The organism is Geodermatophilus obscurus DSM 43160 (assembly GCF_000025345.1).
GTDB classification, from domain to species: Bacteria; Actinomycetota; Actinomycetes; order Mycobacteriales; family Geodermatophilaceae; genus Geodermatophilus; species Geodermatophilus obscurus.
Map to the genome: position 1 here is coordinate 3,288,295 of NC_013757.1, position 24,288 is coordinate 3,312,582.

The following is a 24,288-nucleotide window of genomic DNA, read 5'->3' on the forward strand; positions in this document are numbered from 1 at the left end:
GTCAGGCCTTCTCCCCCGTGCTGTGCTCCACGACGGGAGGCGGGCTGACGGCGTCCCCGCCGTCGCGGGTGGTCTCCATGAGGTCCACGAAGCGCTGGAACAGCGGCGCGGCGTCGTGCGGCCCGGCAGCGGACTCCGGGTGGAACTGCACGCTGAACGCCGGGACGTCGAGGCAGCGCAGCCCCTCGACGACGTCGTCGTTGAGGCCGACGTGGCTGACCTCGACCTGCCCGTAGGGGGTGCCGGTCGGCCGGTCCAGCGGCGCGTCGACGGCGAAGCCGTGGTTGTGGCTGGTGACCCGCACCGTGCCGCTGACCCGGTCGAGCACCGGCTGGTTCAGGCCGCGGTGGCCGAAGCGCAGCTTGTAGGTGCCCAGGCCCAGCGCCCGGCCGAGGATCTGGTTGCCGAAGCAGATGCCGAACAGCGGCCGGCGGGCGTCGAGCACCCCGCGCACCGCCTCGACCGCGTAGTCGGCGGCCGCGGGGTCGCCGGGACCGTTGGAGAGGAAGACCCCGTCGGGGCCGTGCTCCAGCAGGTCCGCCGCGGTCGCGGTCGCGGGCAGCACGTGGGTCTCCACGCCGAGCTCGGCCAGGTGCCGCGGCGTGGCGGTCTTGATGCCCAGGTCGAGCGCGGCGATGGTGAACCGCCGCTCCCCCACCGCCGGGACGACGTAGGGGCCGTTGGCAGTGACCGCGGGCGCGAGGTCCGCGCCGCTCATGCTCTCCGAGTCGCGCACCCGGGTCAGCAGCTCCTCGACGGGGAGACCCTCGCTGCTGATGCCGGCGCGCATGGCGCCGCGCTCGCGCAGGTGGCGGGTCAGCGCGCGGGTGTCGATGCCGCTGATGCCGACGACGCCCTGCTCGGCCAGCTCGTCGTCCAGGCTGCCGGTGGCGCGCCAGTTCGCCGGGCGTCGGGCGGGGTCGCGGACGACGAAGCCGGCCACCCACATGCGGCGGCTCTCGTCGTCCTCCTGGTTCACGCCGGTGTTGCCGATGTGCGGTGCGGTCATCACCACGATCTGGCGGGCGTAGCTCGGGTCGGTCAGCGTCTCCTGGTAGCCGGTCATCCCGGTGGCGAACACCGCCTCACCCAGCGTCGTCCCGACCGCGCCGTAGGCCTCGCCGCGGAACGTGCGCCCGTCCTCGAGCACGAGGATCGCGCCGGTCACCGGACCACCGCCGTCCGGGGCGGGATCTGCACACCGGTCGTCTCCGGGGCCCTGGAGACGGCGAGTGTGCAGATCTCGCCGCCGGGGAGCTGGTGCCTCACTTCTGTGCCTTCCCGTCCAGAACGGTCGGGACGCCCCGCAGGAACGTCGCGACCACCCGACCGGGCAGCTCCCGGCCGGCATAGGGGCTGTTGCGGCTGCGGCTGGCCAGCGCGGCGGGGTCGACGACCGCGCGCGTGCCCGGGTCCAGCAGCAGCAGGTTGGCGGGCTCACCCGCTGCGAGCGGGCGGCCGTGGCCGTCGAGCCGGCCGATGGCGGCCGGGCGGGCCGACATGCGGTCGGCGACGCCGCGCCAGTCGAGCAGGCCCGTCTCCACCATCGTCGCGACGACGACCGACAGCGCCTGCTCCAGGCCGAGCATCCCCGGGCGGGCGCTGGCCCACTCGGTCTCCTTGTCCTCGACCGCGTGCGGCGCGTGGTCGGTGGCGACGGCGTCGATCACGCCCTCGGCGAGACCGGCGCGCAGCGCCTGCACGTCGGCGTCGGTGCGCAGCGGCGGGTTCACCTTGAAGACGGGGTCGTAGCCCTCGGCGCACTCGTCGGTGAGCAGCAGGTGGTGCGGGGTCACCTCGGCGGTCACCTGCACGCCGCGGGACCTGGCCCAGCGGAGGATCTCCACCGAGCCCGCGGTCGATACGTGGCAGACGTGCAGCCGCGCGCCGACGTGGTCGGCGAGCAGCACGTCGCGGGCGATGATCGCCTCCTCGGCCGCGGCCGGCCAGCCGGTCAGGCCGAGGCGGGCCGAGCGGTCGCCCTCGTGCATCTGGGCGCCCACGGTCAGCCGCGGCTCCTCGGCGTGCTGGGCGACGACGCCGCCCAGCGCCTTGACGTACTCCAGCGCGCGGCGCATCAGCGCCGGGTCGGCGACGCAGTGCCCGTCGTCGGAGAAGACCCGCACCCGGGCGGCGGAGTCGGCCATCGCGCCCAGCTCGGCCAGCCGCTCACCCGCGAGCCCGACGGTCACCGCACCGACGGGGACGACGTCCACCAGGCCGGCCTGCTGGCCGAGGCGCCACACCTGCTCGACCACGCCGGCGGTGTCGGCGACCGGGTCGGTGTTGGCCATGGCGTGCACCGCGGTGTAGCCGCCGAGCGCCGCCGCGCGGCTGCCGGTCTCGACGGTCTCGGCGTCCTCCCGGCCGGGCTCGCGCAGGTGGGTGTGCAGGTCGACCAGGCCGGGCAGCGCGACCAGCCCGGCGGCGTCGACCACCTCGGCGCCGGTCGCGGTGAGGTCCTCGCCGATCGCGGCGATCCGGCCGTCCTCGACGAGGATGTCGGCGGCGTCCTCGCCGTAGGGCTTCGCGCCCTTGATGAGCAGCGTCACGAGGGAGCGCCTCCCAGCAGCAGGTAGAGCACGGCCATGCGCACGGAGACCCCGTTGCCGACCTGCTCGACGATCGTGGAGCGGGCGGAGTCGGCCACCTCGGCGGCGATCTCCATCCCGCGGTTCATCGGGCCCGGGTGCATGACGATCGCGTCGTCGCCCAGGGCCCCCATCCGGCGCGCGTCCAGGCCGTAGCGGCGGCTGTACTCGCGGGCGCTGGGGAAGTAGGAGGCGTTCATCCGTTCGGCCTGCACCCGCAGCATCATTACCACGTCGGCCTTGGGCAGGACGGCGTCCAGGTCGTACGAGACCTCCGCCGGCCAGCTGCCGACACCGACCGGCAGCAGGGTCGGCGGCGCGACCAGGGTGACCTCGGCGCCGAGGGTGTGCAGCAGCCGCACGTTGGAGCGGGCCACCCGGCTGTGCAGCACGTCGCCGACCACCGCCACGCGCACGCCCTCCAGCCGGCCCAGGCGGTGCCGGATCGTGTAGGAGTCCAGCAGCGCCTGGGTGGGGTGCTCGTGGGTGCCGTCGCCGGCGTTGACCACGCTGCCGCGCACCCAGGTGGCCAGCCGGTGCGGTGCGCCCGAGGCCGAATGCCGGACGACGATCGCGTCGGAGCCCATCGCCTCCAGCGTCAGCGCGGTGTCCTTGAGGCTCTCGCCCTTGGACACGCTGCTGCCCTTGGCGGAGAAGTTGAGGACGTCGGCCGACAGCCGCTTGGCCGCCAGCTCGAAGGAGATCCGGGTGCGGGTGGAGTCCTCGTAGAAGAGGTTGACCACCGTCCGGCCGCGCAGCGTCGGCAGCTTCTTGACCTCGCGGCCGGCCAGCGCCTGGTCGATCTGCGCGGCGGTGTCGAGCACCAGCGTCGCGTCGGCGCGGTCCAGGTCGGCCGCCTCCAGCAGGTGGCGCTTCACCGGTCCTCTCCCTCCGTCACCAGCACCTCGTCGACGCCGTCGATCTCGGCCAGCCGGACCCGCACCGACTGGCCGCGGGCGGTCGGCAGGTTCTTGCCCACGTAGTCGGCGCGGATGGGCAGCTCGCGGTGGCCGCGGTCGACCAGCACCGCCAGCTGGACCGCGCGCGGGCGGCCGAGGTCGCGCAGCGCGTCGAGCGCCGCGCGCACCGACCGGCCCGAGTACAGGACGTCGTCGACCAGGACGACCAGCCGGCCGTCGATGCCGCTCTCGGGCAGGACGGTCTCCTCCAGCGCGCGGACGCCGCGCATCCGCAGGTCGTCGCGGTACAGGGTGATGTCGACGGTGCCGACGTCGACCGGGCTGCCGGAAAATGCCTCCACCCGGGCGGCCAGCCGGCGGGCCAGCGGGGCGCCACGGGTCGGGATGCCGACGAGGACCAGGTCGGCGAGGCCGCCGGCTGCGTCGTCGTCCGCCCCGCCACCCCCGGCGCACTTCTCGATGAGCTGGTGGGCCATCCGGTCGACCACGCGGGTCACGTCGGCGGCGGAGAGCACTGCGGACGGTGCATCGCTCCGGGCAGGCTCGGGCTGGCGGGCCATCAGGCCTCCTTCCCCGCCTCACGGGACGGGTCGTTAAAGGAGTGGTCGGGACCGCGATCGACGGTACTGCACGCCCGGATGTGACCCGCGCCGCGCCGGGACGGGGCACGATCGGGGCCTTCTCACCCGGAGGAGCGTCCCGGTGTCGTCGGACCCGCTCGACCAGTACGCTCCGTGACGACAACCCGCCCTCGACGACGGACAGTGAGCAGGAAGCGATGAGCACCGACTACTCACGGGCCCTCGGTGCCCGGCTCCGCGCCATCCGCAACCAGCAGGGGCTCTCGCTCCAGGGAGTGGAGGACAAGTCCCACGGCCGCTGGAAGGCGGTGGTCGTCGGCTCCTACGAGCGCGGCGACCGCGCCGTGACGGTTCAGCGGCTCTCCGAGCTCGCGGTCTTCTACGGCGTACCCGTCTCCGAGCTGCTGCCCGACCCGCGGCCCAGCTCGGCGGTCACGTCGACGACGAAGATCGTGCTCAACCTCGAGTCCCTGGGCTCGCTGCCCGCGGACGAGGCCGGCCCGCTGGCCCGGTACGCCTCGACCATCCAGGCGCAGCGCCACGACTACAACGGCAAGGTCCTCTCCATCCGGGCCGAGGACCTCAAGTCGCTGGCGATCATCTACGACATGAGCCCCGACGAGCTGACCAGCCGGCTCATCGAGTGGGGCGTCCTCTCCCCCGGCATGGAGAGCGTCGTCGGCTTCGGTGGCGACGAGGACGAGGACGAGGTCAACCCGAACTGGGAGCGCCGCCGCGCCCCTCGCTGAGACCGGATCCGTCCTCCGCACCGCTCGTGGGGAGGGCCCTCCCGCACCCTTCGCGAGCCCGGGGCGGTGCCGTGGAGGAGGCCGACGCCAGGAGGAGTCCGAGCCTCGTCTCGGGCCGGAACGCCGAGGGCCCACTCCGATCCCGGAGTGGGCCCTCGGCGTTCCGCGCCCTCGCTGCGCCATCGAGTGTGCAGTTGTGGTCGCTCGGGACGGCGGGTCGGCGCGTGCCGACGACAGCAACTGCTCAGTCGGCGGTGCCGGCGGAGGGTGTTGACCGCGCCGCCTCCGGGTCCAGGACGGTCAGGAACGCGCCAGGGCGGCCGTCGGCAGCATCGCCCTCAGGTCCGCGCGGCTGCTGATCCCCAGTTTGGCGTAGGCGTGCGAGAGGTGGGTCTCCACCGTGCGCACCGACACCACGAGCCGGCCGGCGATCGCCTGGTTGCTCAGCCCTGCACTGGCCAGGCGGGCGACCTCCTGCTCCCGAGCGGTCAACGCCGGCAGGGGCAGGACCTCGAGCGCCGACCCCTGGGTCAGTCCGCACTCTCGGGCGAAGGTGGCCGCTCGCAGCCGGGCTGCAGCCGCCGCTCGGCGTTCCCCGCGCTGCTCGTAGGCCGAGGCGGCCCCGGTCGCCGCGTCCGCCGCCAACAGCAGCGCTCCGGTCTGCTCGAAGCGGGAGCTCACCTCCTCCAGCCCCTCGGCGGACTGGGCGACAGCGGCCGCCGCGTGCGCGGCGAGGTCGGCCATGAACGGTGCGTCCAGCCGTTCCGCCTGCTGGTACAGCCTGTCGACGATCCTCGGGCCCTGCCCCAGCCGCAGCCCGTCGTGCAGCAGGACCGCCTCGACTGCCTCCTGGCCCTGACGAGCGGCCAGCGCCGCCGCCTCGAGCACGAGGACACCGGCCTGGCCCCTCCGGCCCTCCGCCGCGGCGACCCAGGCCTCCGCCATCCGCCGCAGCGGATCGAACACCGCGATCGCCCCGGCACAGGCCGGCTGCGAGCCGTCGATCAGCCGACGGGCGCCGCAGACGTCTCCGACGAGGGCTCGCGACGCCGCCAGGGAGGACCGGCACAGCGGGAGCAGGCCGATCGGATCCCGCTCCTCGAGAGCCGGCAGCGCCTCGGCCAGCCACCGGCTCGCCACGCGCGGCTGCCCGCTGGCCAGTGCCGCCCACCCCCGGTGGACGCAGGCGATCGCATCCCCGATCCACTCGGGCGCCGTTGCCAGGTTCTGCCGGTGCAGCTCGGCCGCCCGCTGCTCGAGTCGGCAGAACCGTCCGCTCAGACCCAGCGCCAGGATCTCCGCCTGAGCGAGCGTGACCCGCGTGTGGATCCGTTCTGCCGGATCGGGATGGGAGTCGAGCGCCAGCCAACCCGACTCCGCCGTGGTCAGCGCCTGCCCCGCCCGGCCGGTCACCGCCAGGCCGGCTGCAACCGCTGCCGCCGCGAGCGCGGAAGCGGCGCCCGTGGGCGCGGACAGCACGGTCATGCCCCGCCGCACCGCTCGGTGGGGATCCCCACCGAGGAAGGCCAGCATCGCCTCGGCTGCGGCGAGGAGGGCGCGGCCCTCACCGTCCTGCACGGTCGTCCGGGCCTCGCGGAGCACTGCCTCCGCCTGGTCGGCCTGCCCCAGCCCGCAGAACAGGGTCAGCGCCCGCGCCGCTGCCAACCGTCCCCGGTCGTCGTCGGAGGTCGCCGCGGGTGCTGCGGCGGCTGCCAGCCGTTCGGCGAGCGCCGGCTGGCCCTGCCATCGGACGGCCTCGATCAGGGCCGCGTAGGCGGGGAACCCGCCACCCTCGTCGACAGCGGCCCGGGCCAGGCGCTCGGCCAGGGGGAGGTCCAGCTGCGCGACCGCCTGACGGGCCCCAGCGGTGAGCAGGGGGCTGCTGTCCGCGGTGACTCCGCTGTCGAGCAGCACGACGGCGCGGTGCAGGAGGTGGTCGTCGCGTCCGTCAGCGGCCTGGTCCCGGGCCAGCCGGCGACGGGTCCGTTGCCGTGCGGCCTCAGGGACGAGGCTCCGGATGACCTCGGTGTAGAGCGGGTGGGCGACCCGGACCTCCCCGGATCCATCCGCGTCGTCCTCGATCGTGCCGCGCCGCTCCAGAGCCGTGACGGCGTCCGGGCTGCTGAACTCCACCAGCTGTTCGACGCTGCAGGTCCCGGCCGTACCGAGGACCTGCATGGCCCGCCACTCGTCGGCGTCCAGGTCTCCTAGGTGAGCCAGGACGATCTCCGTGAGGCGTTGGGACGGGACCATCTCCCCGACCCAGGACCAGAGGTCCTCGTACCGCCTCAGTCGGCCGGAGCGCAGGCCGTCCTCCACGAGTTCGTGCAGGTACAGCGGGTTCCCCGCGCTCAGCCGCCAGAGACGCTCGACGGTCCGGGTCTGCACCTGACCGTCCACGCACCGGCCGATCAGCAGTTCGGCGTCCTCGCGCTGGAGCGGCTGCAGCTCGACGCGGGTGGCCAGCCCGTCCTTCCACAGGGCCGCCGCCGGGTCCTGGACCGCGTTGCCGGTGCGGACCGTCAGGACCAGGCTCACCGCCCCGCCGGCGGCAAGCTGGTGCAGCAGGGTGACCGACAGGGGATCGAGGAGGTGGACGTCGTCGACGCCCAGGACTCGTGGCGTTAAGGCTCCGTCCCCGACGATGGCCCTGGTCGCCTGCTGCAGGAGTGCCAGGGTGTCCGCCCCGGTGTCGATGGCCGGGAGCAGGTGTGCGAGGGCGCCGAGAGGTACCCCGGCAGCAGCCCTCGTCCCCGCGGCCCAGCGGGTGGAACGCCCCTTCCTCTCCGCCAGGACCAGCGCCTCCCGGGCGAGCCGGGTGCGGCCGGCACCCGCTGGACCCACGATTACCACGTTTCCCGGAGGGTCGGCGCCCAGCGCGCTCATGATCTCCTGGCAGGCGGCATCCCGACCGAGCAGCAGCGCGCGCTCCCCCGCCATCAGTCCGTCGGAGCAGGGATCGGGGCCTGACTCTCCTGTGGATCTCCGCTGCCCGGATCCGGCCGCTGCCGGGTGCAGACCTGAACGAGAACGATCATGAACGCTAGCTCCCCCCGGGCCAATGTGCGAAACGGCCCTGTAGCGCAGAGTAGTGACGGTTCCGTGACGGAGCCGTCTCATCACGATCCGTCTTTCGTTGTTCACGTGTCTGAGCGGCGTGGGCGGCCCGGTCATCACACCGAGTAACAAAGCACTTACCGTCACGATGCCGCGGGGACCCGTCGCGGCACGAGGTGCACGATGACACGTCGGCGTATCGCCGCCGCGGTCGCACCGACGTTGCTCCCGGGGCGACGCGACGAGCTGATCGCGGTCGGCCTCGGCGTCCCGGTCCCGCCAAGCCGTCCCTGGGTCGCGTCCCGACGATCATCGGTGTCGTGGACGTGCCGTCGCCGGGCACTACGTGGTCGGGCAGCGTCGGTACGTGAACCACGGCAGTGAGATCCGTGCGTACAGCCGTCATCTCGGTGGCTCTCAGCATTGCCGGGACGTCGCCCTGTCGTCAGGATCGAAATCGCCGACATCCACATGGTGATCGGCGGCCAGTCGGGCCGGAAATGGACACAGCCCGCCCGCGGACTGCCTCTGCACGAGGTCTCCGGCTCTCCTGGCACCATTTCGTCGAGCATTCCAGGAGGAACCATGTTCGAGGACCAGACCGTCGACCTGCTGCCCGCACGGACCACCCTGCAGGCCGGAGCCGGCGGTGCCGGCGGTGCCGGCGGTCGCGGCGGAGACGCCGTCGCCGTCTCGGCCGCGGTCATCTTCGTCGGGGGCGACGTGGACGACAGCACGCTGTCGGCGACGTCCGCTGCGGCCACGGCGACCGGTGGCGCCGGTGGCGACGGTGGCGACGGTGGCGACGGTGGCGACGACTGATCGCTGGACTGCGCCGGCGGCACCGCACCGATGACACCCTGTGGATGACGGCCCGCCGCTGAACTGACGACGAGGAGGGGCGACCGGGCACCGGTCGCCCCTCCTCCCGTCTCCTCCACAGGTCCTGGGGGACGCTCCGACCGGTCGATCCCCTCCGCGCACCCCGCCGAGGCGGCGCCGCCGGCCACGGTCCCTCGACATCTCGTGCGTCGACCGGACTACGTGGTCCGGACCCCGGCGTACGTAGTCGGACGGGGATGGGTCCGTGGAATTGCGCCGCAATCCCCGTAATGCACGGCGTTGCCTGGACGTGTCCGGCTCGTCAGGATCGGTCGGGCCAACACCGGAATGGTGTCGATCTCCACGGGGTGATCCGCTCTCGGGCGGATGGGAACGAATCCGGCTTGTTGTGGCTCCCTCTCGGACCGCACTCACGGCGGCCTCGGTTTCCGGACGCCATCACCTCGTGTCCTCGGCACCATCTCGTCAAGGACATCTAGGAGGAACCATGTTCGAAGACCAGACCATCGACCTGCTGCCCGCACGGACCACCCTGCAGGCCGGAGCGGGCGGTAACGGCGGATGGGGTGGCGACGGCGGAGACGCCCTTGCCGCCTCGACCGCGGTCGTCATCATCTACGGAGACGTGATCGACAGCGAGATCACGGTGATCTCCGGTGACGCGACGGCGACCGGCGGCAACGGTGGCGACGGTGGCGACGGCGGCTGGGGTGGCGACGACAACGACTGATCGTTGAGCGTTGTCAGCGGCACCGCGTCGATGACGCCGGCCTGCCGCTGAACCGGTGAGGAGGAGGGGCGACCGGGCACCGGTCGCCCCTCCTTCCGTCCGCCCCGGGTCCTCGGTCCGGGCAGAGTTGAGGTGAGCTGGATGACGACCCTGACCGACGACGGGCAGAGCCCGCCCGCGGCCGTCGTGGAAGACCCCGTGCGCCGGCTCGCCGAGGGCACGGAGCTGCTGGGGGAGTACCAGGACTCCGGGTACCGGACCCCCAAGTTCCTCGTGCGACGGGCCGACGGCCAGGTCATGCAGCTGCCACTGCTCCTGTACCGGGTGGCCTGCCTCCTGGACGGTCGCGACGCCGAGCGCATGGCCACGGACCTGAGCGCCGAACTCGGCCAGGACCTCACCGCCGACCAGGTGACGTACCTGGTCGAGGAGCGGCTCCGGCCGGCCGGCCTCCTCGCCCCCGACCACACCGACGCCCACGACCCCGGCACGGTGACGGCCCCGACCCGGTCCGATCCCCTGCTGGCCCTCCGTTACCGGAAGGCCGTGGTCCCGGCGAGGGTCACGTGGCGCATCGCCGGCGTCTTCCGGCTGCTCTTCAGGCGTCCCGCATGGGTGGCGGCGCTGGCCACCTTCCTGGCTCTGGACGCGCTCGTCCTCCTGCAGGGCGACTTCGTAGGCCGCGTCACGGCGGGCGCGACGACGCTGGTCCACCGACCCGGGCTGACCCTCGTCCTCCTCACGCTCCTGGTCCTCTCGATGGCCTTCCACGAGATCGGCCACGTCACGGCGTGCCGCTACGGCGGGGCTCGTCCTGGCGACATGGGGGTCGGCCTGTACCTCGTCTGGCCGGCCCTCTACAGCACGGTGACCGACACTTACCGCCTGGGCCGGGTCGGACGGCTGCGCACGGACCTCGCGGGCGTCTACTTCAACGCCATCTTCATGGCCGTCCTGACCGGCCTGTACCTCCGCACGGACGCGACCTGGCTGCTCCCGGGGATCCTGCTCATGCACGTCCAGGCCGCCCAGCAGTTCCTGCCCAGCATCCGGTTCGACGGCTACTACATGCTCGCCGACCTGGCCGGGGTGCCCGAACTGTTCAACTACGTGGGCCCGGTGCTGAGGAGCCTGGTCCCGGGCCGACCCGCACATCCACGGGTCCAGGAACTGCGGCCCCGCTCACGGCGGCTGATCGTGCTCTGGGTCACGGTGACCGTCCCCATGCTGCTGTTCTACCTGGTCACGTTCCTGCTCGTGGTGCCGAGAGTCCTGCCGGTGGTGTGGGACGTGCTGCTCGACTACCAGAGCCGGATGGAGGCGGCGATGCGGGCCGGCGACGTCACGACCGTCGCCCTGAGCGTGTTCCAGCTCCTCCTCATCCTCCTGCCATGGGTGGGCGGCGCCCTGGTGGTCGCCATGCTCGCGGGGATCCTGCGTCGCCTCGGCGATGCGCGGGGATGGGCGTGGGCCGCCCCCGGTCGCTGGATCACCGTCCGGCGGTACGCAGCCGTCGCAGGGGTCGCCGGGGTCGCCGGTGCGCTCGTTTGGCGAGTGGCGCAGGTGGCCGGGTCGGCCCCGACGTCGACCCCCAGCACCGGGGCGGTCGGACGGCAGGCCGACGTGCTGACCGGCAGCTCGGCGCTCGCGGTGCTGCCCTCCGTTGTGCTGGTCGCCTGCTTCCTGGCGTCGGCCGCGCTGCTCCGGTGGCGAATGTCGGCGGTCGTCGTGCCGCTGGCCGTGGTCGCGGCGATGGGGCCCGCCGTCTCCGTCCTGGCCACTCCGTCCCCTGCCGTGGTCGGTGCGGCGTGGACGGCACTGGGGGCGACGATCCTGGTGACGACCACCCGGCTCGGTGCCAGCGCGGGTCGACGAGGACCACGGTCGGTGCCGTGGCAACGTGTCCTGATCGGAGCGGGGGTGGTGGCGATCGCCGCCGGTGTGGCGACGACGCCGCTGCTGGCGCTGCCGCTCGCCATGGGTGCGGCGCTGTTGGCCATCAGGACGGGGTGGCGCAGCGATGTGCTGATGCGTGGGTGGGTCCTGTCGACGGCCGGCGTGGTCGGGGTGACCGCGCTGGCCGCACTGGCCACCCCTGCAGTGCTCCGGACGATCCCGAGTGCACTGTCCCCCGTGGGACATCAGGTCCTCCTGCTGGTGGCGGGGCTGACCGTGGTCGGCGCCTCCATGGTGCGCGAGCTCCGGTGGCTGGCCCCCGCCCCTGCTCTTCTCATCGTGACCGCCGTCGTTCCCGCGCTCGGCGCCGCCGCTGCCCTCCCCCTCGTGCTGTGCTCGACCGTCGTGCTCGGTGCGCTGCTCGTCCAGGCGCTGACGCGTCACCCGGTGGAGGACCGGCCGCATCCGCTGCTCAGGGCGGCGCTCATCGTCCCGACCCTCGTCGTCGTGGTCGTCGGAGCCCTCCTCTGATCCCTCCGACGCGACAGGCGGCCGTGCCGAGCGCACGTCCCTCCTCCACGCCTGCCGTCAACGGCGTCGCCACGGGCGTCCGACGAGAGGCGGCTGCGCACCGGTCACGAACGTGGAACCCACGTACCCGGTCTGATCCGACTGCCTGCGCTGTGGAGTCTCACGGACTTTTTCCGGGTCGCGCCGGAATGGCCCGAAATGGCACGCACGGCGAGTGACGATCAGCGCGATGAGGCGCACACTATTGCCGAGCGGATGTCGTTCTGTTGACACCGTCGACGTTCCGGTCAAATCTTGGAGGTAGCCATGCATTTCCTGATCTCCGGTGATGCCCTCGTGCGGATGACCCGGGCCACCAAGCTCTGTGCGGACGCCCTCGTCCCGGCGCTGGTGCTCATGGCGTGCTCGGCCTCTGCCGATCCGAGCAGTTCTGCGAGCGCGGGCGTCTCGGCCAGCGCCGCGAGCGCGGCCCGGCTCCCCCGGTACCGATGCGGATGCCGGTGCCCTGAGCATCGCCTCCTGCTCGGAGAGTTCGTGTTCGGTGACGCTCGCGGGCACCGGGTCACGTGTCCAGGTCCTCGGTACGACGATCACGTTCGAGGACGTACGCGACGGCCGGGCAACCCTTCGCGTCGACGACCAGCCCATCACCTGCACCGAGGGGCAGAGCGCATCAGCTGGTCCTTTAACGCTGACGTGCACGGACGTCACGAGCGACGCCGTCACCGTGACCGTCTCGCTCGGCTGATGCGACGGCCCCGGTAGGAGGTGAGTCGGTCGACGGCGAAAGGAATCCGGCTCGGCGCCGGTCTCGGAGCGAGGGCGAAGGCCGTTGACACCCAGCGATGGCTGCACGCGGCCACGAGCGACGCCGAGGTGGGGACGGCGGTCCCGACGGACCGGACTCGCAGGCCGTGGCAGACCGACCGGCTCCCTCGTCTCCACCGACCCGGGCTCGGGCAGGGGACTGCGCCCGGCTCCGGCCTCATGGAGAAATCTTCCACGCAGCTGCAGCTCCCCCCGTGCGGATCCGCAGGGGCCGTCGAACTGCGTGGCCGTGTTAGCAACTACGTGGTCCACCCGAGTGGGTTACGTGTGCACGCACCGTCATCTCGGTAGCGCTCACCGTTGCCTGGACGTCGACCTCTCGTCAGGATCGAATACGCCGACATCGACACGGTGATCGGCGGCCAGTCGGGCCGGAAATGGACACGGCCTGCCCGCAGGCTGCCTCTACGAGAGGTTTCCGGCCCTGCTGGCACCATTTCGTCGAGCATTCCAGGAGGAACCATGTTCGAGGACCAGACCGTCGACCTGCTGCCCGCACGGACCACCCTGCAGGCCGGAGCCGGCGGTGCCGGCGGTGCCGGCGGCCGGGGCGGAGACGCCGTCGCCGCCTCCGTCGCAGCCATCTTCGTGCAGGGCAACGTGTCCGACAGCACGCTGACCGTCGAGTCCGGTCCTGCCGAGGCGACCGGTGGCGACGGCGGTGCCGGTGGCGCCGGCGGCGCTGGCGGCGACGACTGATCGCTGACCCTTGCCGGCGGCACCGGACCGATGACACCGCGTCGATGACGGCCTGCCGCTGAACCGGTGACGAGGAGGGGCGACCGGACACCGGTCGCCCCTCCTCCCACGACCTCCACCGGTCGCTGGCCACTCGGCACTGCCGGACCCGAGTGGCTCCTCCCCCCACCTGGAGAATCGAGATCGTTCCGTGAACCGCATGACCCACCACCGGACCCTCGGCGTCGTCCTCACCACCGCCGTGTTGTGCGGCTGCTCGTCGGGGGACGGCGCGGAGGCCGCGGCCGAGGGTCAGCCGGCGGTCCGGGAAGCAATCACGGGTGGCTCGGCGCAGTCCTTCCCGGTGCTGCGCCCCGAGGTCCTGGCGGAGGTGCCGCACGACCCGTCAGCCTTCACCCAGGGACTGGAGCTGCACGAGGGCACTCTCTACGAGGGCACCGGCCTCGAGGGGAAGTCCCAGCTGCGCGTGCTGGACCCGGCCACGGGTGAGGTCCTGCGCGCCCAGTCGCTGCCCGGACAGCTGTTCGGGGAGGGCATCGCCGTCGCGGGGGACCGCATCTGGCAGCTCACCTGGCAGGACGGCGTGGTGCTCGAGTGGGACCGCGCCACTCTCACGCTGCGCCAGCAGCTGCCGCTCGACGGGGAGGGATGGGGGTTGTGCCACGACGGCACCCGCCTGGTGCGCAGCGACGGGACCGACCGGCTGCGCTTCCACGACCCGGTCACCTTCGCCGAGACCGGCTCGGTCACGGTGACGATCGACGGCGAGCCGGTGACCCAGCTCAACGAACTCGAGTGCGTCGACGGGCAGGTCTGGGCGAACGTGTGGCCCTCCGACGTCCTCGTCCGCATCGACCCGGCCAGGGGACGCGTCACCGCTGCCGTGGACGCTGCCGGGCTGCTCGACCCGGAGCAGCGCGCGAACGCCGACGCCGTGCTCAACGGGATCGCGGCGTTGGGCGACGACGAGTACCTGCTCTCCGGCAAGCTGTGGCCGGTCTCGTTCCGCGTCCGCTTTGTGGAGGAGTAGTCGGTGACCGGTCGGCGTCGTCCCCGACCTGCCGGCGCGAGCGCCGGTAGGTCGGGTGTCTCGTCCGGGGCAGTCAGCGTGTCCGCGGCGGGCGCGTCCGGCTCCGGGTCCAGATCCGTGAGCCTCGTGTCCTGTTTCGGGAACTCCTGCTTGGTGACGCTCGGCGGCAGCGGTTCACGAGCGCACGTCCTCGGGACGGACTTCGGCCTCGCGGCGATCGACGGGGACCGGGCGACCCTCCACGTCGATGGCCGGGAGGTCACCTGTGACCTGGGGCGGAGCGTCTCCGTCGGCGCGTTGCGCCTCACCTGCACGGCCGCCACGGACGGCACGGTGACCTTCACCGTCGTCCGGGACTGACCCCTTCGCGTCTGCGGTGTCCGACGGTCAGCTGGTGGGGACCTCGGCGTCGAGCACGCCGCCCAGCACGCCGTTGACGTAGGCCGGCGAGTCGTCGGTCGACAGCGACCGGGCCAGCTCGACGGCCTCGTCGATCACGACGGCGTCGGGGACGTCGTCGACCCACAGCAGCTCGAAGACCGCCATCCGCAGGATCGCGCGGTCGACGTCGGGCAGCCGGTGGATCGACCAGCCGCGCGCGTGCCGGTCGATCAGCTCGTCGACGCGGGCGGCGTGCTCGGCCACCCCCTCGACCAGCCGGACGGCGTGGTCGGGGATCGGCGGGGAGGCGAGGGCCACCCGCTCGCGGAGCAGCTCCAGCGGGTCGCTGCCGCGGAGGTCGGCCTCGTAGAGGACGTCGACGGCGCGCTTGCGCGCCTTGCTGCGGGCAGCCATGCCGACCTTCCCGCCCCCGCCGTCAGTTGGCGCGGCCGAGGTACCGGCCGTCGCGGGTGTCGACCTTGAGCTTGTCGCCGGTGTTGACGAACAGCGGCACCTGGATCTGCGCGCCGGTCTCCAGCGTGGCGGGCTTGGTGCCGCCGGTGGAGCGGTCGCCCTGCAGTCCCGGGTCGGTGTGCTGCACCACCAGCTCCAGGGTCACCGGGAGCTCGACGTAGAGCGGGGTGCCCTCGTGGACGGCGACGACGACCTCGGTGTTCTCCAGCAGGTAGTCCGCGCCGCCGCCGACGGTCTCGGCCGGGACGTGGATCTGGTCGTAGGTCTCGCCGTCCATGAAGACGAAGTCGGTGCCGTCCTTGTACAGGTACGTCATGTTCCGCTTGTCGACGGTGGCGGTGTCCACCTTGGTGCCGGCGTTGAAGGTCCGGTCGACGACCTTGCCCGAGAGCACGTTCTTGAGCGTGGTGCGGACGAACGCGCCGCCCTTGCCCGGCTTGACGTGCTGGAACTCGGTGACGGCCCAGAGCTGGCCGTCGAGGTTGAGGACCATGCCGTTCTTGAGGTCGTTGGTAGTAGCCATCTAGAGGACCAGGAGTTCCTTGCTCGTGAGGGTCAACAACTCGGGCTCGTCGTCCGTGACGATCAGCGTGTCCTCGATCCGGACACCGCCGTGGCCGGGGAGGTAGACCCCCGGCTCCACGGTGACGGCCATGCCGGCGGCCAGCCTACCCGCGCCCAGCTGCCCGATGCCCGGCGCCTCGTGGATCTCCAGCCCCACCCCGTGGCCCAGGCCGTGGGGAAAGTGCTCCGCGTGGCCGGCCCGCGCGATGACGTCGCGGGCGGCGGCGTCGACGGCGACCACGTCGGCGCCGACGGCCAGCGCGGCCCGGCCCGCGGCCTGCGCGGCGGCGACCAGCTCGTACACCTCGCGCTGCCAGTCGGCTGCCCCGCCCAGGACGACGGTGCGGGTCATGTCGGAGTGGTAGCCGTCGACGGTCGCGCCGAAGTCCAGCTTGAGGAGGTCACCGGCCCGCAACTCGGTGCTGTCGGGCCGGTGGTGCGGGATGGCGGAGTTCGCGCCGGTGGCCACGATCGTCTCGAAGGACGGCGCCTCGGCACCCAGCGTCAGCATCCGGGAGTCCAGCTCGCGGCCGACCTGCAGCTCGGTGCGCCCGGGCCGCAGCGCCCCCTCGGCGGCCAGCTCGGCCAGCGCCGCGTCGGCGACCGCGCAGGCCCGGCGCAGGGCGTCGATCTCGTCGTCGTCCTTGACCGCGCGCAGCGCCTCGACCGCCCGGCGCACGCTGGTCAGCTCCGGCACGATGCCACCGGCGGCGTCGGCGAGCACCGACTCGAGGGCGCGCAGCCCGTCGACGGTGAGGTGGTGGCTCTCGTACCCGATCGTCCGGGCGGGTGGGCGACCTGATCGAGGCAGCACCGCCTCGCGTGCCAGGGCGGAGACGGTGCCGCGGTCGACGAGCAGCTCCAGGTCGGGCACCTGGGTGCCGGCCTGGGTCGTGTAGCGGCCGTCGGTGCCGAAGACGTCGCCGCCGTCGGCGCGCAGCAGCAGCGCCCCGTTGGAGCCGGTGAACCCGGTCAGGTAGCGGACGTTGAGCAGGTCGGTCACCAGGACGGCGTCCAGTCCGCGCTCGGTCGCCGTCGCCCGCAGCCGCTCCCGCCGCGCCGCGTACCTCACGCCACCCCCCGCGCGGCCAGCCAGCGCAGCGCCAGCACGTAGCCCTGCACCCCGAGCCCGGCGATCACGCCGTCGGCGACGGCGGAGACGTAGGAGTGGTGCCGGAACTCCTCGCGCTTGTGGATGTTGCTGATGTGCACCTCGACCAGCGGGGCGGTCAGCATCGCCAGCGCGTCGCGCAGCACCACCGAGGTGTGCGACCAGCCGGCCGGGTTGAGCACCACCGGGTCGCCGGCGTCGGCCGCGGCGTGCACCCAGCGCAGCAGCTCGCCCTCGTCGTTCGTCTGCCGGACCTGCACCTCCAGGCCCAGCTCGGCGGCCGCGGCCGTGACCAGCTCGACCAGCTCGGCGTACGTCGTCGTCCCGTACTTCTCCGGCTCGCGCGTGCCGAGCCGGCCGATGTTGGCGCCGTTGAGCACCTGGATCGTCACGTCGTCTCCTCGCTGGCGCTCGTCGTCGCCGTGCCGAAACGTGCTCCGTCCCTGCGTGACCTCGCGAGCTCGGTCACGTGGGCACTCCTCCACTGACGGCCGCCCACGCGGCGTCGAGCCAGGCCTGGTCGGGATCGGCGAGGATGCGCGGGTTGCCGATCCCGTCCAGGACGACGAACCGCAGCGAGGCGCCGCGGGCCTTCTTGTCCACCCGCATGACCGACTGGATGCGGTCCCAGTCGCCGGCGTAGCGGGTGGGCAGCCCCATCGCGGCGACCAGCCGGGCGTGCCGGTCGACGCCGTCGCGGGTCAGCAGCCCGGCCTGGCCGGCCAGCTCGGCGGCGAAGACCAGGCCGACGGCGACCGCCTCACCGTGCCGCCAGCCGAAGTCCTCCACCCGCTCGATGGCGTGGGCCAGGGTGTGGCCGTAGTTGAGGAACTCCCGCACACCGGTGTCGTAGAGGTCCTCCCCCACCGCGTCGGCCTTGACCCGCACCGCGCGCTCGATGAGCTCCTCGGTGTCGCGGCGGCCGGTCGGGTCGGCCTCGAGCAGGTCCAGGACGGCAGGGTCGGCGATGAAGCCGCACTTGACCACCTCGGCCATCCCGGCGCGGAACTCCGCCTCGGGCAGCCCGCCCAGCGCGTCGGTGTCGGCCAGCACGGCAACCGGCGGGTGGAAGGCGCCGACGAGGTTCTTGCCCGCGCCGGTGTTGATGCCGGTCTTGCCGCCCAGCGCGGCGTCCACCATGCCCAGCACGGTCGTGGGCACCTGGACGGCCCGGACGCCGCGGGTCCAGGTCGCGGCGACGAACCCGGCGAGGTCGGTGACCGCGCCGCCGCCCACCCCGACGACGGCGTCGGACCGGGTCAGCCCCAGCCGGCCGAGCTCCTCCCACACCCCGGCGGCGACCGCGGCGGTCTTGGCCGCCTCCCCGTCGGGGACGACGACCGCGTCGGCGGCCACCCCGGAGGTCTGCAGCGTCTCCACGACCGCGCCGGCCAGCCCGGCCAGCGGCGGCGCGTGGACGACGGCGGCCCGCGCGGTGCCGTCCAGGACGAGGCCGAGCTCGTGCTGCGCCCCGGACCCGATGACGACGTCGTAGGGCCGGTCGCCGGGGACGGTCACCCGCCTCACGGCGTGACCTCCGCGGGCACCGCGGCGGCGACCTCGTCGACGACCGCGCCGGGCTCGCGGCCGCCGGTCGGGACCGTGACGGTGGCGACCTCGGCGTACAGCGGAGCCCGGGCGGCGAGCAGGGTGCGCAGCGTGGCCCGGGGGTTGAGGCCGAGCACCGGGCGGCTGCGGCCCAGCCCCACCCGCTCGGCGGCCGAGGCCAGGTCGACGTCCAGCCACACGACGGTGCCGCCGGCCCGGGTGTAGCCGGCCAGCCGCTCGCGGGTGACGGCGCTGAGCACCGCGCCGCCGCCGAGGGCCAGGATCCCGTCGTGCTCCTCGAGCGCGACCGCCACGGCCCGCTCCTCCAGCGCCCGGAAGTGCGGCTCGCCGAGGTCGACGAACAGGTCGGCCACCCGCTGGCCGGTGCCGGCCTCGACGTCGGCGTCGGTGTCCCGGAACGGCACGCCGAGCCGGTCGGACAGCGCGGTGCCGACGGTTGTCTTGCCCGACGACGGCGGCCCGACCAGGACCAGCAGCGGGCGGCGCACGGAGGTCATCGGGGAGGCGGGGGTCCCGGGTCCGGCGGAGGTCATCGGATGCTCAGCGCGTCGAGGTAGGCGCGGGCGTTGCGGCGGGTCTCGGCCACCGAGTCGCCGCCGAACTTCTCCAGGGCGGCGTCGGCCAGCACCAGCGCCACCATCGCCTCCATGACGACGGCGCCGCGGGGCACCGCGCAGGCATCGCTGCGCTGGTTGATCGCGACGGCCGGCTCGCCGGTGGCGACGTCGACGGTGGCCAGCGCCCGCGGCACCGTCGAGATCGGCTTCATCGCGGCGCGGACCCGCAGCACCTCGCCGTTGGTCATGCCGCCCTCGATGCCGCCGGCGCGGTCCGACAGCCGCTGGATGCGGGCCTCGCCGTCCGCACCGGGGGCCAGGACGATCTCGTCGTGGGCGACCGAGCCGCGGCGGCGGGCGGTCTCCAGCCCGTCGCCGACCTCGACGGCCTTGACCGACTGCACGCCCATCAGCGCGCCGGCCAGCCGGGAGTCCAGCCGGCGGTCCCAGTGCACGTGGCTGCCCAGGCCCGGCGGCAGGCCGTGCACGACCACCTCGACGACGCCGCCGAGGGTGTCGCCGTTCTTCCGGGCGTCGTCGACCTCGGCCACCATGACCGCGCTGGTGGCCGGGTCGGCGCAGCGCACCGGGTCCTCGTCGATGCGCGGGTTGTCACCCGGGCCGGGGACCACGCCGTCGGGGACGACGACCGGGCCGATGCCGACCACGTGGCTGACCACCTCGACGCCGAGGGCCTGGCGCAGGAAGGCCTTCGCGATCGCGCCGAGGGCGACCCGGGCCGCGGTCTCCCGGGCGCTGGCCCGCTCCAGCACCGGCCGGGCGTCGTCGAAGCCGTACTTCTGCATGCCCGGAAGGTCGGCGTGGCCCGGCCGCGGGCGGGTGAGCGGGGCGTTGCGGGCCTGGCCGGCGAGCACCTCGGGGTCGACCGGGTCGGCGGACATCACCGTCTGCCACTTCGGCCACTCGGTGTTGCCCACCTGGACGGCGATCGGCCCGCCCTGGGTGAGCCCGTGCCGGATCCCGCCGGTCAGCGAGACGGTGTCCTGCTCGAAGGACATCCGGGCGCCGCGACCGTGGCCGAGGCGGCGGCGGGCGAGGTCGACGTCGAGGTCGGGGGTCGTGACCTGCACACCGGCGGGCAGGCCCTCGAGGATGGCGGTGAGCTGCTGGCCGTGCGACTCACCGGCGGTCAGCCAGCGCAACATGACCGTGATTGTGCCAGTCGGAGGACCCCCTTCTTCCCCACCCCTCGGACCAGGACCCCCTGCTCCCACGGCCCCGTCCCGAGGCTCCCCCCGAGCCTGCGAGGTGTGAGGAGAACGGGGTGGCCCCTGCGAGGGGCTGGGGTCCTCTCTCAGGCGGGGGGCACCGGACCGGCCACGGCCAGGGCCAGGACCGCGCCCACCAGCAGCGGCGGCCCGAACGGCAGCGCGGTGCGCCAGCCGGCCCGCCCGGCGGCGATCAGCGTCAGCGACGCCGCCGCCCCGGTCACCAGGCCGAGGAGGACCCCGGTCAGCAGCGCGCCCCAGCCCACCCAGCCGAGCACGAGGCCGAGCAGACCCAGCAGCTTCACGTCGCCGAACCCGAGCCCCCGCGGGGAGAGGACGGCGGCGCACGCGGCCAGTCCGAACGCGGCCCCGCCGGCCAGGACGGCCCGCAGCAGCGCCGGCCAGGGGCCGAGGGCGACGGTGTCGACCAGCAGCGCCGTGGCCACCGCCGCGTACGCCGGCAGCGTCACCGCGTCGGGCAGCCGGTGGACGGCGAGGTCGACGGCCCCGAGCACGACCCCGGCGACCCCCGCCCAGGCCAGCGCGACGGTGCCCGGCCGCAGCCCGCCGGCCAGTAGCGCGCCGGCCAGGGCCAGCGCGACCAGGAGGCCGGTGAGGGCGGTGCGCAGCGGGCTCGCCGACGCCGCGTCGTCCCGCCAGGCCAGCCGGACCGACACCCGCGCCAGCCACGGTCCGAGCGCCAGGCCGCCGACGAGCGCCAGGGCGGCGACGACACCGGCCGGGAGGTCCGCGGTGGGCACGCCGCTCAGCGGGGACCGACGGCGGCGTCGAGCGCGCCGCGCATCGCCACCAGCGGCGCGGGCTGCCCGGTCATGAGCTCCACCTGCGCGGTGGCCTGCCAGAACAGCATCTCCAGGCCGCCGACCACGGAGCCGCCGGCCGCGGTGACGGCGGTGGCCAGCGGCGTCGGCCACGGGTCGTACAGGACGTCGAGCACCGTCTGGTCCGCCGTCCAGGGCAGGGCGGCCACGGCCTCCTGGCCGCCGACCGGCACGGTGCTCACCACGACGTCGGCCTCCACGACGGCCGAGTTCAGCGACACCACCGTGGTCGGGACGCCGAGGGTGTCGAGCACCCGCAGCAGGTCGACGGCGCGGGCCGGCTCGCGGACGACGACGTCGACGTGCTCGGCGCCCAGCGAGGCGAGCGCGACCGCCGCGGCCGCCGCCGTGCCCCCGGCGCCGACGATCGCGCCGCGGGTCACCTCGGTGACCCCGGCCTGCTGGAGGGCGGTGCCGGCCCCGAGGACGTCGGTGTTCTCCGCCCGCCAGCCCGCCTGGGTGCGCACCAGCGTGTTGGCCGCATGGAGCAGGCGCGGCAACGGCTCCACCACGTCGGCGACGTCCACCGCCGCCTGCTTGCACGGCATCGTCACCGAGAAGCCGCGCCACTCCTCGCCGAGCCCGGCCAGCAGCACCGGCAGGTCCGCAGGCCCGACGTCGAGGGCGTCGTAGGTCCAGTCGTCGAGGCCCAGCGCCGCGTAGGCGGCCCGGTGCAGCAGCGGGGACAGGGAGTGGCCCACCGGGCGGCCGAGGACGGCTGCCCTCACTCCCCCACCCTCCCGGCGATCCTCACCCGCCCGGCTGCTCGCGCAGCCACTGCTGGAACAGCAGCACGTTCTGCTGGTGCTCCTCGGCGGTGCGCGCGAAGCGGGTCTCGCCGGTGTCCGGGTCGATGACGACGAAGAAGCGCCAGTCACCCGGGGCCGGCGCGAGCACCGCCTCGATGGCCTGCTCGCCGGGGTTGCAGATCGCACCCGGCGGCAGCCCGGCGTGCACGTAGGTGTTGTACGGGGAGGGGTTGGCCCGGTCCTGCGGCGTCGTGGTGATCCCGGACTTGCCGTTGGCGTAGTTGACCGTGGTGTCCAGCTGCAGCGGCATGCCGTCGGCCAGCCGGTTCTCCAGCACGCGGGCCACCATGGCCATGTCCTCGGGCGAGGCGGCCTCGGCCTGCACGATGCTGGCCTTGGTGAGCACGGTCAGCCGGTCGGCCTCGGGCACCTGCAGCGCGTCGAGCGCCTGATCGGTCCGCCTCACCATGCCGCCGAGCATGTCGGCGGGGGTGTCCCCCGGCTCGAAGTCGTACGTCGCGGGGAACAGGAAGCCCTCGAGCACCCCGTTGGCGTAGGCCGGCAGGCCCAGCGCCACGGGGTCGGCGGCGACGGCCTGCAGCTCGGCCAGCGGCGTCCCGGTCTCCTCGGACAGCAGCGTGACGGTCCCGGCCACGGTGAGCCCCTCCCGCACGGTGACCCGGGTGACCTGGCGGGCCTCGGGGTCGAGCAGCAGGTCCAGGGCGGCCGCGCCGCTCATCTGCGAGCGCAGGGCGTAGACGCCGGGCTGGATGCCCGTGGCGGCCGGCTCGGTCTCCGCGGCGTCGACGAACGGGCCGGGCGAGGCGATGACGCCCTCGGCGACGAGGGTGCGGGCGATGTCGCTGAGCGTGTCACCGGAGGAGACCCGCACCTCGACGCTGCCGCTGCCCTGCCCCGTGTAGTCCTCGCCACCGGGGTTGACCAGCCCGATCAGCGCCTTGCCGCCGTAGAAGATCCCGGCCACGAGACCGGCCAGGACCAGCAGCGAGAGGACGACGGCCAGCGGGCTGCGCCGGCGACGCGGCCGGCCGGAGCTCCGCCCGCCGCCGGGCGGCTCCTCACCGCCGAACCCGTCGGCGTGGTGCTCGTCGGCGTGGTGCTCGCGCTCGGCGCGCCGGTCGCGGCGCCGGCGGCGCACGTCGGAGGAGCCGGAGGCGCCGAGCACCTCCAGGCCGCCGGTGGAGTCCGCGTCGTCCCACTCGTGCGGGTCGGCGCGGTGCACCGCGGTGTCGTCGGGGTGCGCGCCCGGGACGGCGGGGACGCCCCCCAGCCCGACCGTGGCGTCGTCGGCGGCGCCGTCGCGACGGGAGGAGAGCCGGGACCAGGCGCCTGCGGGCATCGGCGGCAGGTCGGGCAGCGGCTCGGACGGGTGCGGCGGGCGGTCGCCGGCGCGCGCGGCCGGGCCGGGCAGCGGCCCGGTGCTGCGTTCGTCGGCCCGGCGGCGCCGCGGCGCCGGACCGGGGTGCCGGCCCTCGTCCCCGCCCGGCGGCCGGCTCGGCATCGAGGCGAGCCAGGCGGACGCAGGCACACCGCTCGGGGACTCGGGAGAGGCGTGCCGACCCCGCCGCCCCGGCGGGGTCGGGCCGGTCACGCTTCCTCCTCGCTGGCGCTCATCGGTCGCGCGACCGGCGGTGCTGTGCCCCTGCGTGAACTCGCGAGCTCGTTCACGAGCGCTCCCGCTGCGCGTCCAGATAGGCCTGGAGGATGACCACGGCCGCGGCCTGGTCGATCACCGGACGCTGGCGGCGGCTGTCCAGACCGTTCGCCCGGAGGGAGCTGGCTGCGGTCACGGTGGAGAGCCTTTCGTCGACGAGGTGCACGGGCACCGAGCCGATGCGCCCGGCGAGTGCCCGAGAGTAGGCACGCGCCTCCTTCGCCGACGCGCCCGACGCACCCGAGAGGTGCCTCGGCTCCCCCACGATCACCTCTGTCACCTCGTGTTCCACGACGAGGGCGGCGATGCGGTCGAGATCGGACTCGTCCCGGGCCCGCTGCACCGTCTCCAGCGGGCTGGCGAGGGTGCCGGTGGGGTCGGAGATCGCCACGCCGACGCGCACGGTGCCGACGTCGATACCCAGCCGGCGGCCCTGCCGCCTCGGGCGGGGCGGGATCGGCAGGCCGCCCGGCAGCCCCCCGGACAGGTCGATCTGGGCGGTCTCGTGCCGCACCGGCGGGAACCCGGCGCGCAGGTCGATCTGCTCGGTGGCGTGGTGGACCGGCCGCGGGGGCTGCGGAGGCGGTGTCGCGCGCGGCCGCGACGGGGGGACGGCGGGCCGTCCCTGCATCGGGCGCTCGCCCGCCGGACCGGTCTGGTCGGGGTGCTGGTCGGGCACTCC

24 protein-coding genes are annotated in these 24,288 nt (G+C 74.0%); 8 read left to right on the forward strand and 16 right to left on the reverse strand.

Features of this window, described 5'->3' with window-relative positions:
- Nucleotide 1: 1 nt before the first annotated feature.
- The 4 genes from carA to pyrR all read right to left on the reverse strand — a co-directional run bounded on the left by carA (nt 2) and on the right by pyrR (nt 4,071).
- The gene (gene carA, locus GOBS_RS15315; RefSeq protein WP_012949169.1) at nt 2-1,168 is read right to left on the reverse strand and encodes a glutamine-hydrolyzing carbamoyl-phosphate synthase small subunit; all 1,167 of its coding nucleotides are present in this window, start codon (nt 1,166-1,168) and stop codon (nt 2-4) included.
- Nucleotides 1,169-1,265: 97 nt separating this feature from the next.
- On the reverse strand, nt 1,266-2,552 hold the full coding sequence (locus GOBS_RS15320) for a dihydroorotase (RefSeq protein WP_012949171.1): 1,287 nt from the start codon (nt 2,550-2,552) through the stop codon (nt 1,266-1,268).
- A complete protein-coding gene (locus GOBS_RS15325) occupies nt 2,549-3,469 on the reverse strand; it encodes an aspartate carbamoyltransferase catalytic subunit (RefSeq protein WP_012949172.1) in 921 nt (306 codons plus the stop codon). The genes GOBS_RS15320 and GOBS_RS15325 overlap by 4 nt, the downstream gene beginning before the upstream one ends.
- A complete protein-coding gene (gene pyrR / locus GOBS_RS15330) occupies nt 3,466-4,071 on the reverse strand; it encodes a bifunctional pyr operon transcriptional regulator/uracil phosphoribosyltransferase PyrR (RefSeq protein WP_012949173.1) in 606 nt (201 codons plus the stop codon). The genes GOBS_RS15325 and pyrR overlap by 4 nt, the downstream gene beginning before the upstream one ends.
- A 218-nt stretch (nt 4,072-4,289) precedes the next feature.
- Between pyrR and bldD the strand changes: the two genes are divergently transcribed.
- A complete protein-coding gene (gene bldD / locus GOBS_RS15335) occupies nt 4,290-4,841 on the forward strand; it encodes a transcriptional regulator BldD (RefSeq protein WP_012949174.1) in 552 nt (183 codons plus the stop codon).
- Between the two features lie 300 nt (nt 4,842-5,141).
- On the opposite strand, the gene GOBS_RS15340 is transcribed toward bldD, so the two are convergent.
- Nucleotides 5,142-7,781 (reverse strand): helix-turn-helix transcriptional regulator, encoded by a 2,640-nt coding sequence (locus tag GOBS_RS15340; protein ID WP_012949175.1) that lies wholly within the window; start codon nt 7,779-7,781, stop codon nt 5,142-5,144.
- Nucleotides 7,782-8,483: 702 nt separating this feature from the next.
- Here GOBS_RS15340 and GOBS_RS15345 point away from each other — a divergent pair.
- The 7 genes from GOBS_RS15345 (at nt 8,484) to GOBS_RS15375 (ending at nt 14,815) form a co-directional block, all read left to right on the forward strand.
- Nucleotides 8,484-8,720 carry a hypothetical protein gene (locus GOBS_RS15345; RefSeq protein WP_012949176.1) on the forward strand — a complete coding sequence of 79 codons (237 nt, stop codon included), beginning with the start codon at nt 8,484-8,486 and terminating at the stop codon, nt 8,718-8,720.
- 508 nt (nt 8,721-9,228) lie between these two features.
- Nucleotides 9,229-9,471: a hypothetical protein gene (locus GOBS_RS15350; protein WP_012949177.1), complete on the forward strand. Its 243-nt coding sequence runs from the start codon at nt 9,229-9,231 to the stop codon at nt 9,469-9,471.
- A gap of 141 nt (nt 9,472-9,612) precedes the next feature.
- Nucleotides 9,613-11,898 carry a hypothetical protein gene (locus GOBS_RS25550; protein ID WP_012949178.1) on the forward strand — a complete coding sequence of 762 codons (2,286 nt, stop codon included), beginning with the start codon at nt 9,613-9,615 and terminating at the stop codon, nt 11,896-11,898.
- A gap of 541 nt (nt 11,899-12,439) precedes the next feature.
- Nucleotides 12,440-12,646 (forward strand): hypothetical protein, encoded by a 207-nt coding sequence (locus GOBS_RS15360; protein ID WP_049788318.1) that lies wholly within the window; start codon nt 12,440-12,442, stop codon nt 12,644-12,646.
- A gap of 542 nt (nt 12,647-13,188) precedes the next feature.
- Nucleotides 13,189-13,425 carry a hypothetical protein gene (locus GOBS_RS15365; RefSeq protein WP_012949180.1) on the forward strand — a complete coding sequence of 79 codons (237 nt, stop codon included), beginning with the start codon at nt 13,189-13,191 and terminating at the stop codon, nt 13,423-13,425.
- Nucleotides 13,426-13,624: 199 nt separating this feature from the next.
- On the forward strand, nt 13,625-14,455 hold the full coding sequence (locus tag GOBS_RS15370; protein WP_012949181.1) for a glutaminyl-peptide cyclotransferase: 831 nt from the start codon (nt 13,625-13,627) through the stop codon (nt 14,453-14,455).
- 117 nt (nt 14,456-14,572) lie between these two features.
- The gene (locus GOBS_RS15375; RefSeq protein ID WP_012949182.1) at nt 14,573-14,815 is read left to right on the forward strand and encodes a hypothetical protein; all 243 of its coding nucleotides are present in this window, start codon (nt 14,573-14,575) and stop codon (nt 14,813-14,815) included.
- Between the two features lie 27 nt (nt 14,816-14,842).
- Here the strand turns inward: GOBS_RS15375 and nusB are convergent, their stop codons facing one another.
- The 11 genes from nusB to ruvX all read right to left on the reverse strand — a co-directional run bounded on the left by nusB (nt 14,843) and on the right by ruvX (nt 24,285).
- The gene (gene nusB / locus GOBS_RS15380; protein WP_012949183.1) at nt 14,843-15,250 is read right to left on the reverse strand and encodes a transcription antitermination factor NusB; all 408 of its coding nucleotides are present in this window, start codon (nt 15,248-15,250) and stop codon (nt 14,843-14,845) included.
- Between the two features lie 22 nt (nt 15,251-15,272).
- Entirely contained in the window at nt 15,273-15,833 is a 561-nt protein-coding gene (efp, locus tag GOBS_RS15385) for an elongation factor P (RefSeq protein ID WP_012949184.1), read from the reverse strand.
- The gene (locus GOBS_RS15390) at nt 15,834-16,946 is read right to left on the reverse strand and encodes a M24 family metallopeptidase (protein WP_012949185.1); all 1,113 of its coding nucleotides are present in this window, start codon (nt 16,944-16,946) and stop codon (nt 15,834-15,836) included.
- Entirely contained in the window at nt 16,943-17,377 is a 435-nt protein-coding gene (gene aroQ / locus GOBS_RS15395; RefSeq protein ID WP_012949186.1) for a type II 3-dehydroquinate dehydratase, read from the reverse strand. The genes GOBS_RS15390 and aroQ overlap by 4 nt, the downstream gene beginning before the upstream one ends.
- A 73-nt stretch (nt 17,378-17,450) precedes the next feature.
- Nucleotides 17,451-18,512 carry a 3-dehydroquinate synthase gene (aroB, locus tag GOBS_RS15400; RefSeq protein WP_012949187.1) on the reverse strand — a complete coding sequence of 354 codons (1,062 nt, stop codon included), beginning with the start codon at nt 18,510-18,512 and terminating at the stop codon, nt 17,451-17,453.
- Nucleotides 18,509-19,051 carry a shikimate kinase gene (locus GOBS_RS15405; protein ID WP_041242345.1) on the reverse strand — a complete coding sequence of 181 codons (543 nt, stop codon included), beginning with the start codon at nt 19,049-19,051 and terminating at the stop codon, nt 18,509-18,511. The genes aroB and GOBS_RS15405 overlap by 4 nt, the downstream gene beginning before the upstream one ends.
- A 32-nt stretch (nt 19,052-19,083) precedes the next feature.
- Complete coding sequence (aroC, locus tag GOBS_RS15410; RefSeq protein ID WP_012949189.1) at nt 19,084-20,277, reverse strand: chorismate synthase; 1,194 nt, start codon at nt 20,275-20,277, stop codon at nt 19,084-19,086.
- Nucleotides 20,278-20,426: 149 nt separating this feature from the next.
- Complete coding sequence (locus tag GOBS_RS15415; RefSeq protein WP_012949190.1) at nt 20,427-21,101, reverse strand: prepilin peptidase; 675 nt, start codon at nt 21,099-21,101, stop codon at nt 20,427-20,429.
- Between the two features lie 5 nt (nt 21,102-21,106).
- Nucleotides 21,107-21,910, reverse strand: a complete 804-nt coding sequence (locus GOBS_RS15420) for a shikimate dehydrogenase (RefSeq protein WP_012949191.1) — start codon at nt 21,908-21,910, stop codon at nt 21,107-21,109.
- Between the two features lie 22 nt (nt 21,911-21,932).
- Nucleotides 21,933-23,543, reverse strand: a complete 1,611-nt coding sequence (mltG, locus tag GOBS_RS15425) for an endolytic transglycosylase MltG (protein ID WP_012949192.1) — start codon at nt 23,541-23,543, stop codon at nt 21,933-21,935.
- Nucleotides 23,544-23,616: 73 nt separating this feature from the next.
- Nucleotides 23,617-24,285 carry a Holliday junction resolvase RuvX gene (gene ruvX, locus GOBS_RS15430; protein WP_012949193.1) on the reverse strand — a complete coding sequence of 223 codons (669 nt, stop codon included), beginning with the start codon at nt 24,283-24,285 and terminating at the stop codon, nt 23,617-23,619.
- Nucleotides 24,286-24,288: the final 3 nt, after the last annotated feature.

What these genes read in the sequence shown, in the direction of transcription:
- pyrR (WP_012949173.1), bottom strand. Translation starts at nt 4,071, where the DNA reads ATGGCCCGCCAGCCCGAGCCTGCCCGGAGCGATGCACCGTCCGCAGTG.
- bldD (WP_012949174.1), top strand. Translation starts at nt 4,290, where the DNA reads ATGAGCACCGACTACTCACGGGCCCTCGGTGCCCGGCTCCGCGCCATC.
- GOBS_RS15340 (WP_012949175.1), bottom strand. Translation starts at nt 7,781, where the DNA reads ATGGCGGGGGAGCGCGCGCTGCTGCTCGGTCGGGATGCCGCCTGCCAG.
- GOBS_RS15345 (WP_012949176.1), top strand. Translation starts at nt 8,484, where the DNA reads ATGTTCGAGGACCAGACCGTCGACCTGCTGCCCGCACGGACCACCCTG.
- GOBS_RS15350 (WP_012949177.1), top strand. Translation starts at nt 9,229, where the DNA reads ATGTTCGAAGACCAGACCATCGACCTGCTGCCCGCACGGACCACCCTG.
- GOBS_RS25550 (WP_012949178.1), top strand. Translation starts at nt 9,613, where the DNA reads ATGACGACCCTGACCGACGACGGGCAGAGCCCGCCCGCGGCCGTCGTG.
- GOBS_RS15365 (WP_012949180.1), top strand. Translation starts at nt 13,189, where the DNA reads ATGTTCGAGGACCAGACCGTCGACCTGCTGCCCGCACGGACCACCCTG.
- GOBS_RS15370 (WP_012949181.1), top strand. Translation starts at nt 13,625, where the DNA reads ATGACCCACCACCGGACCCTCGGCGTCGTCCTCACCACCGCCGTGTTG.
- nusB (WP_012949183.1), bottom strand. Translation starts at nt 15,250, where the DNA reads ATGGCTGCCCGCAGCAAGGCGCGCAAGCGCGCCGTCGACGTCCTCTAC.
- efp (WP_012949184.1), bottom strand. Translation starts at nt 15,833, where the DNA reads ATGGCTACTACCAACGACCTCAAGAACGGCATGGTCCTCAACCTCGAC.
- GOBS_RS15405 (WP_041242345.1), bottom strand. Translation starts at nt 19,051, where the DNA reads ATGACCTCCGTGCGCCGCCCGCTGCTGGTCCTGGTCGGGCCGCCGTCG.
- aroC (WP_012949189.1), bottom strand. Translation starts at nt 20,277, where the DNA reads ATGTTGCGCTGGCTGACCGCCGGTGAGTCGCACGGCCAGCAGCTCACC.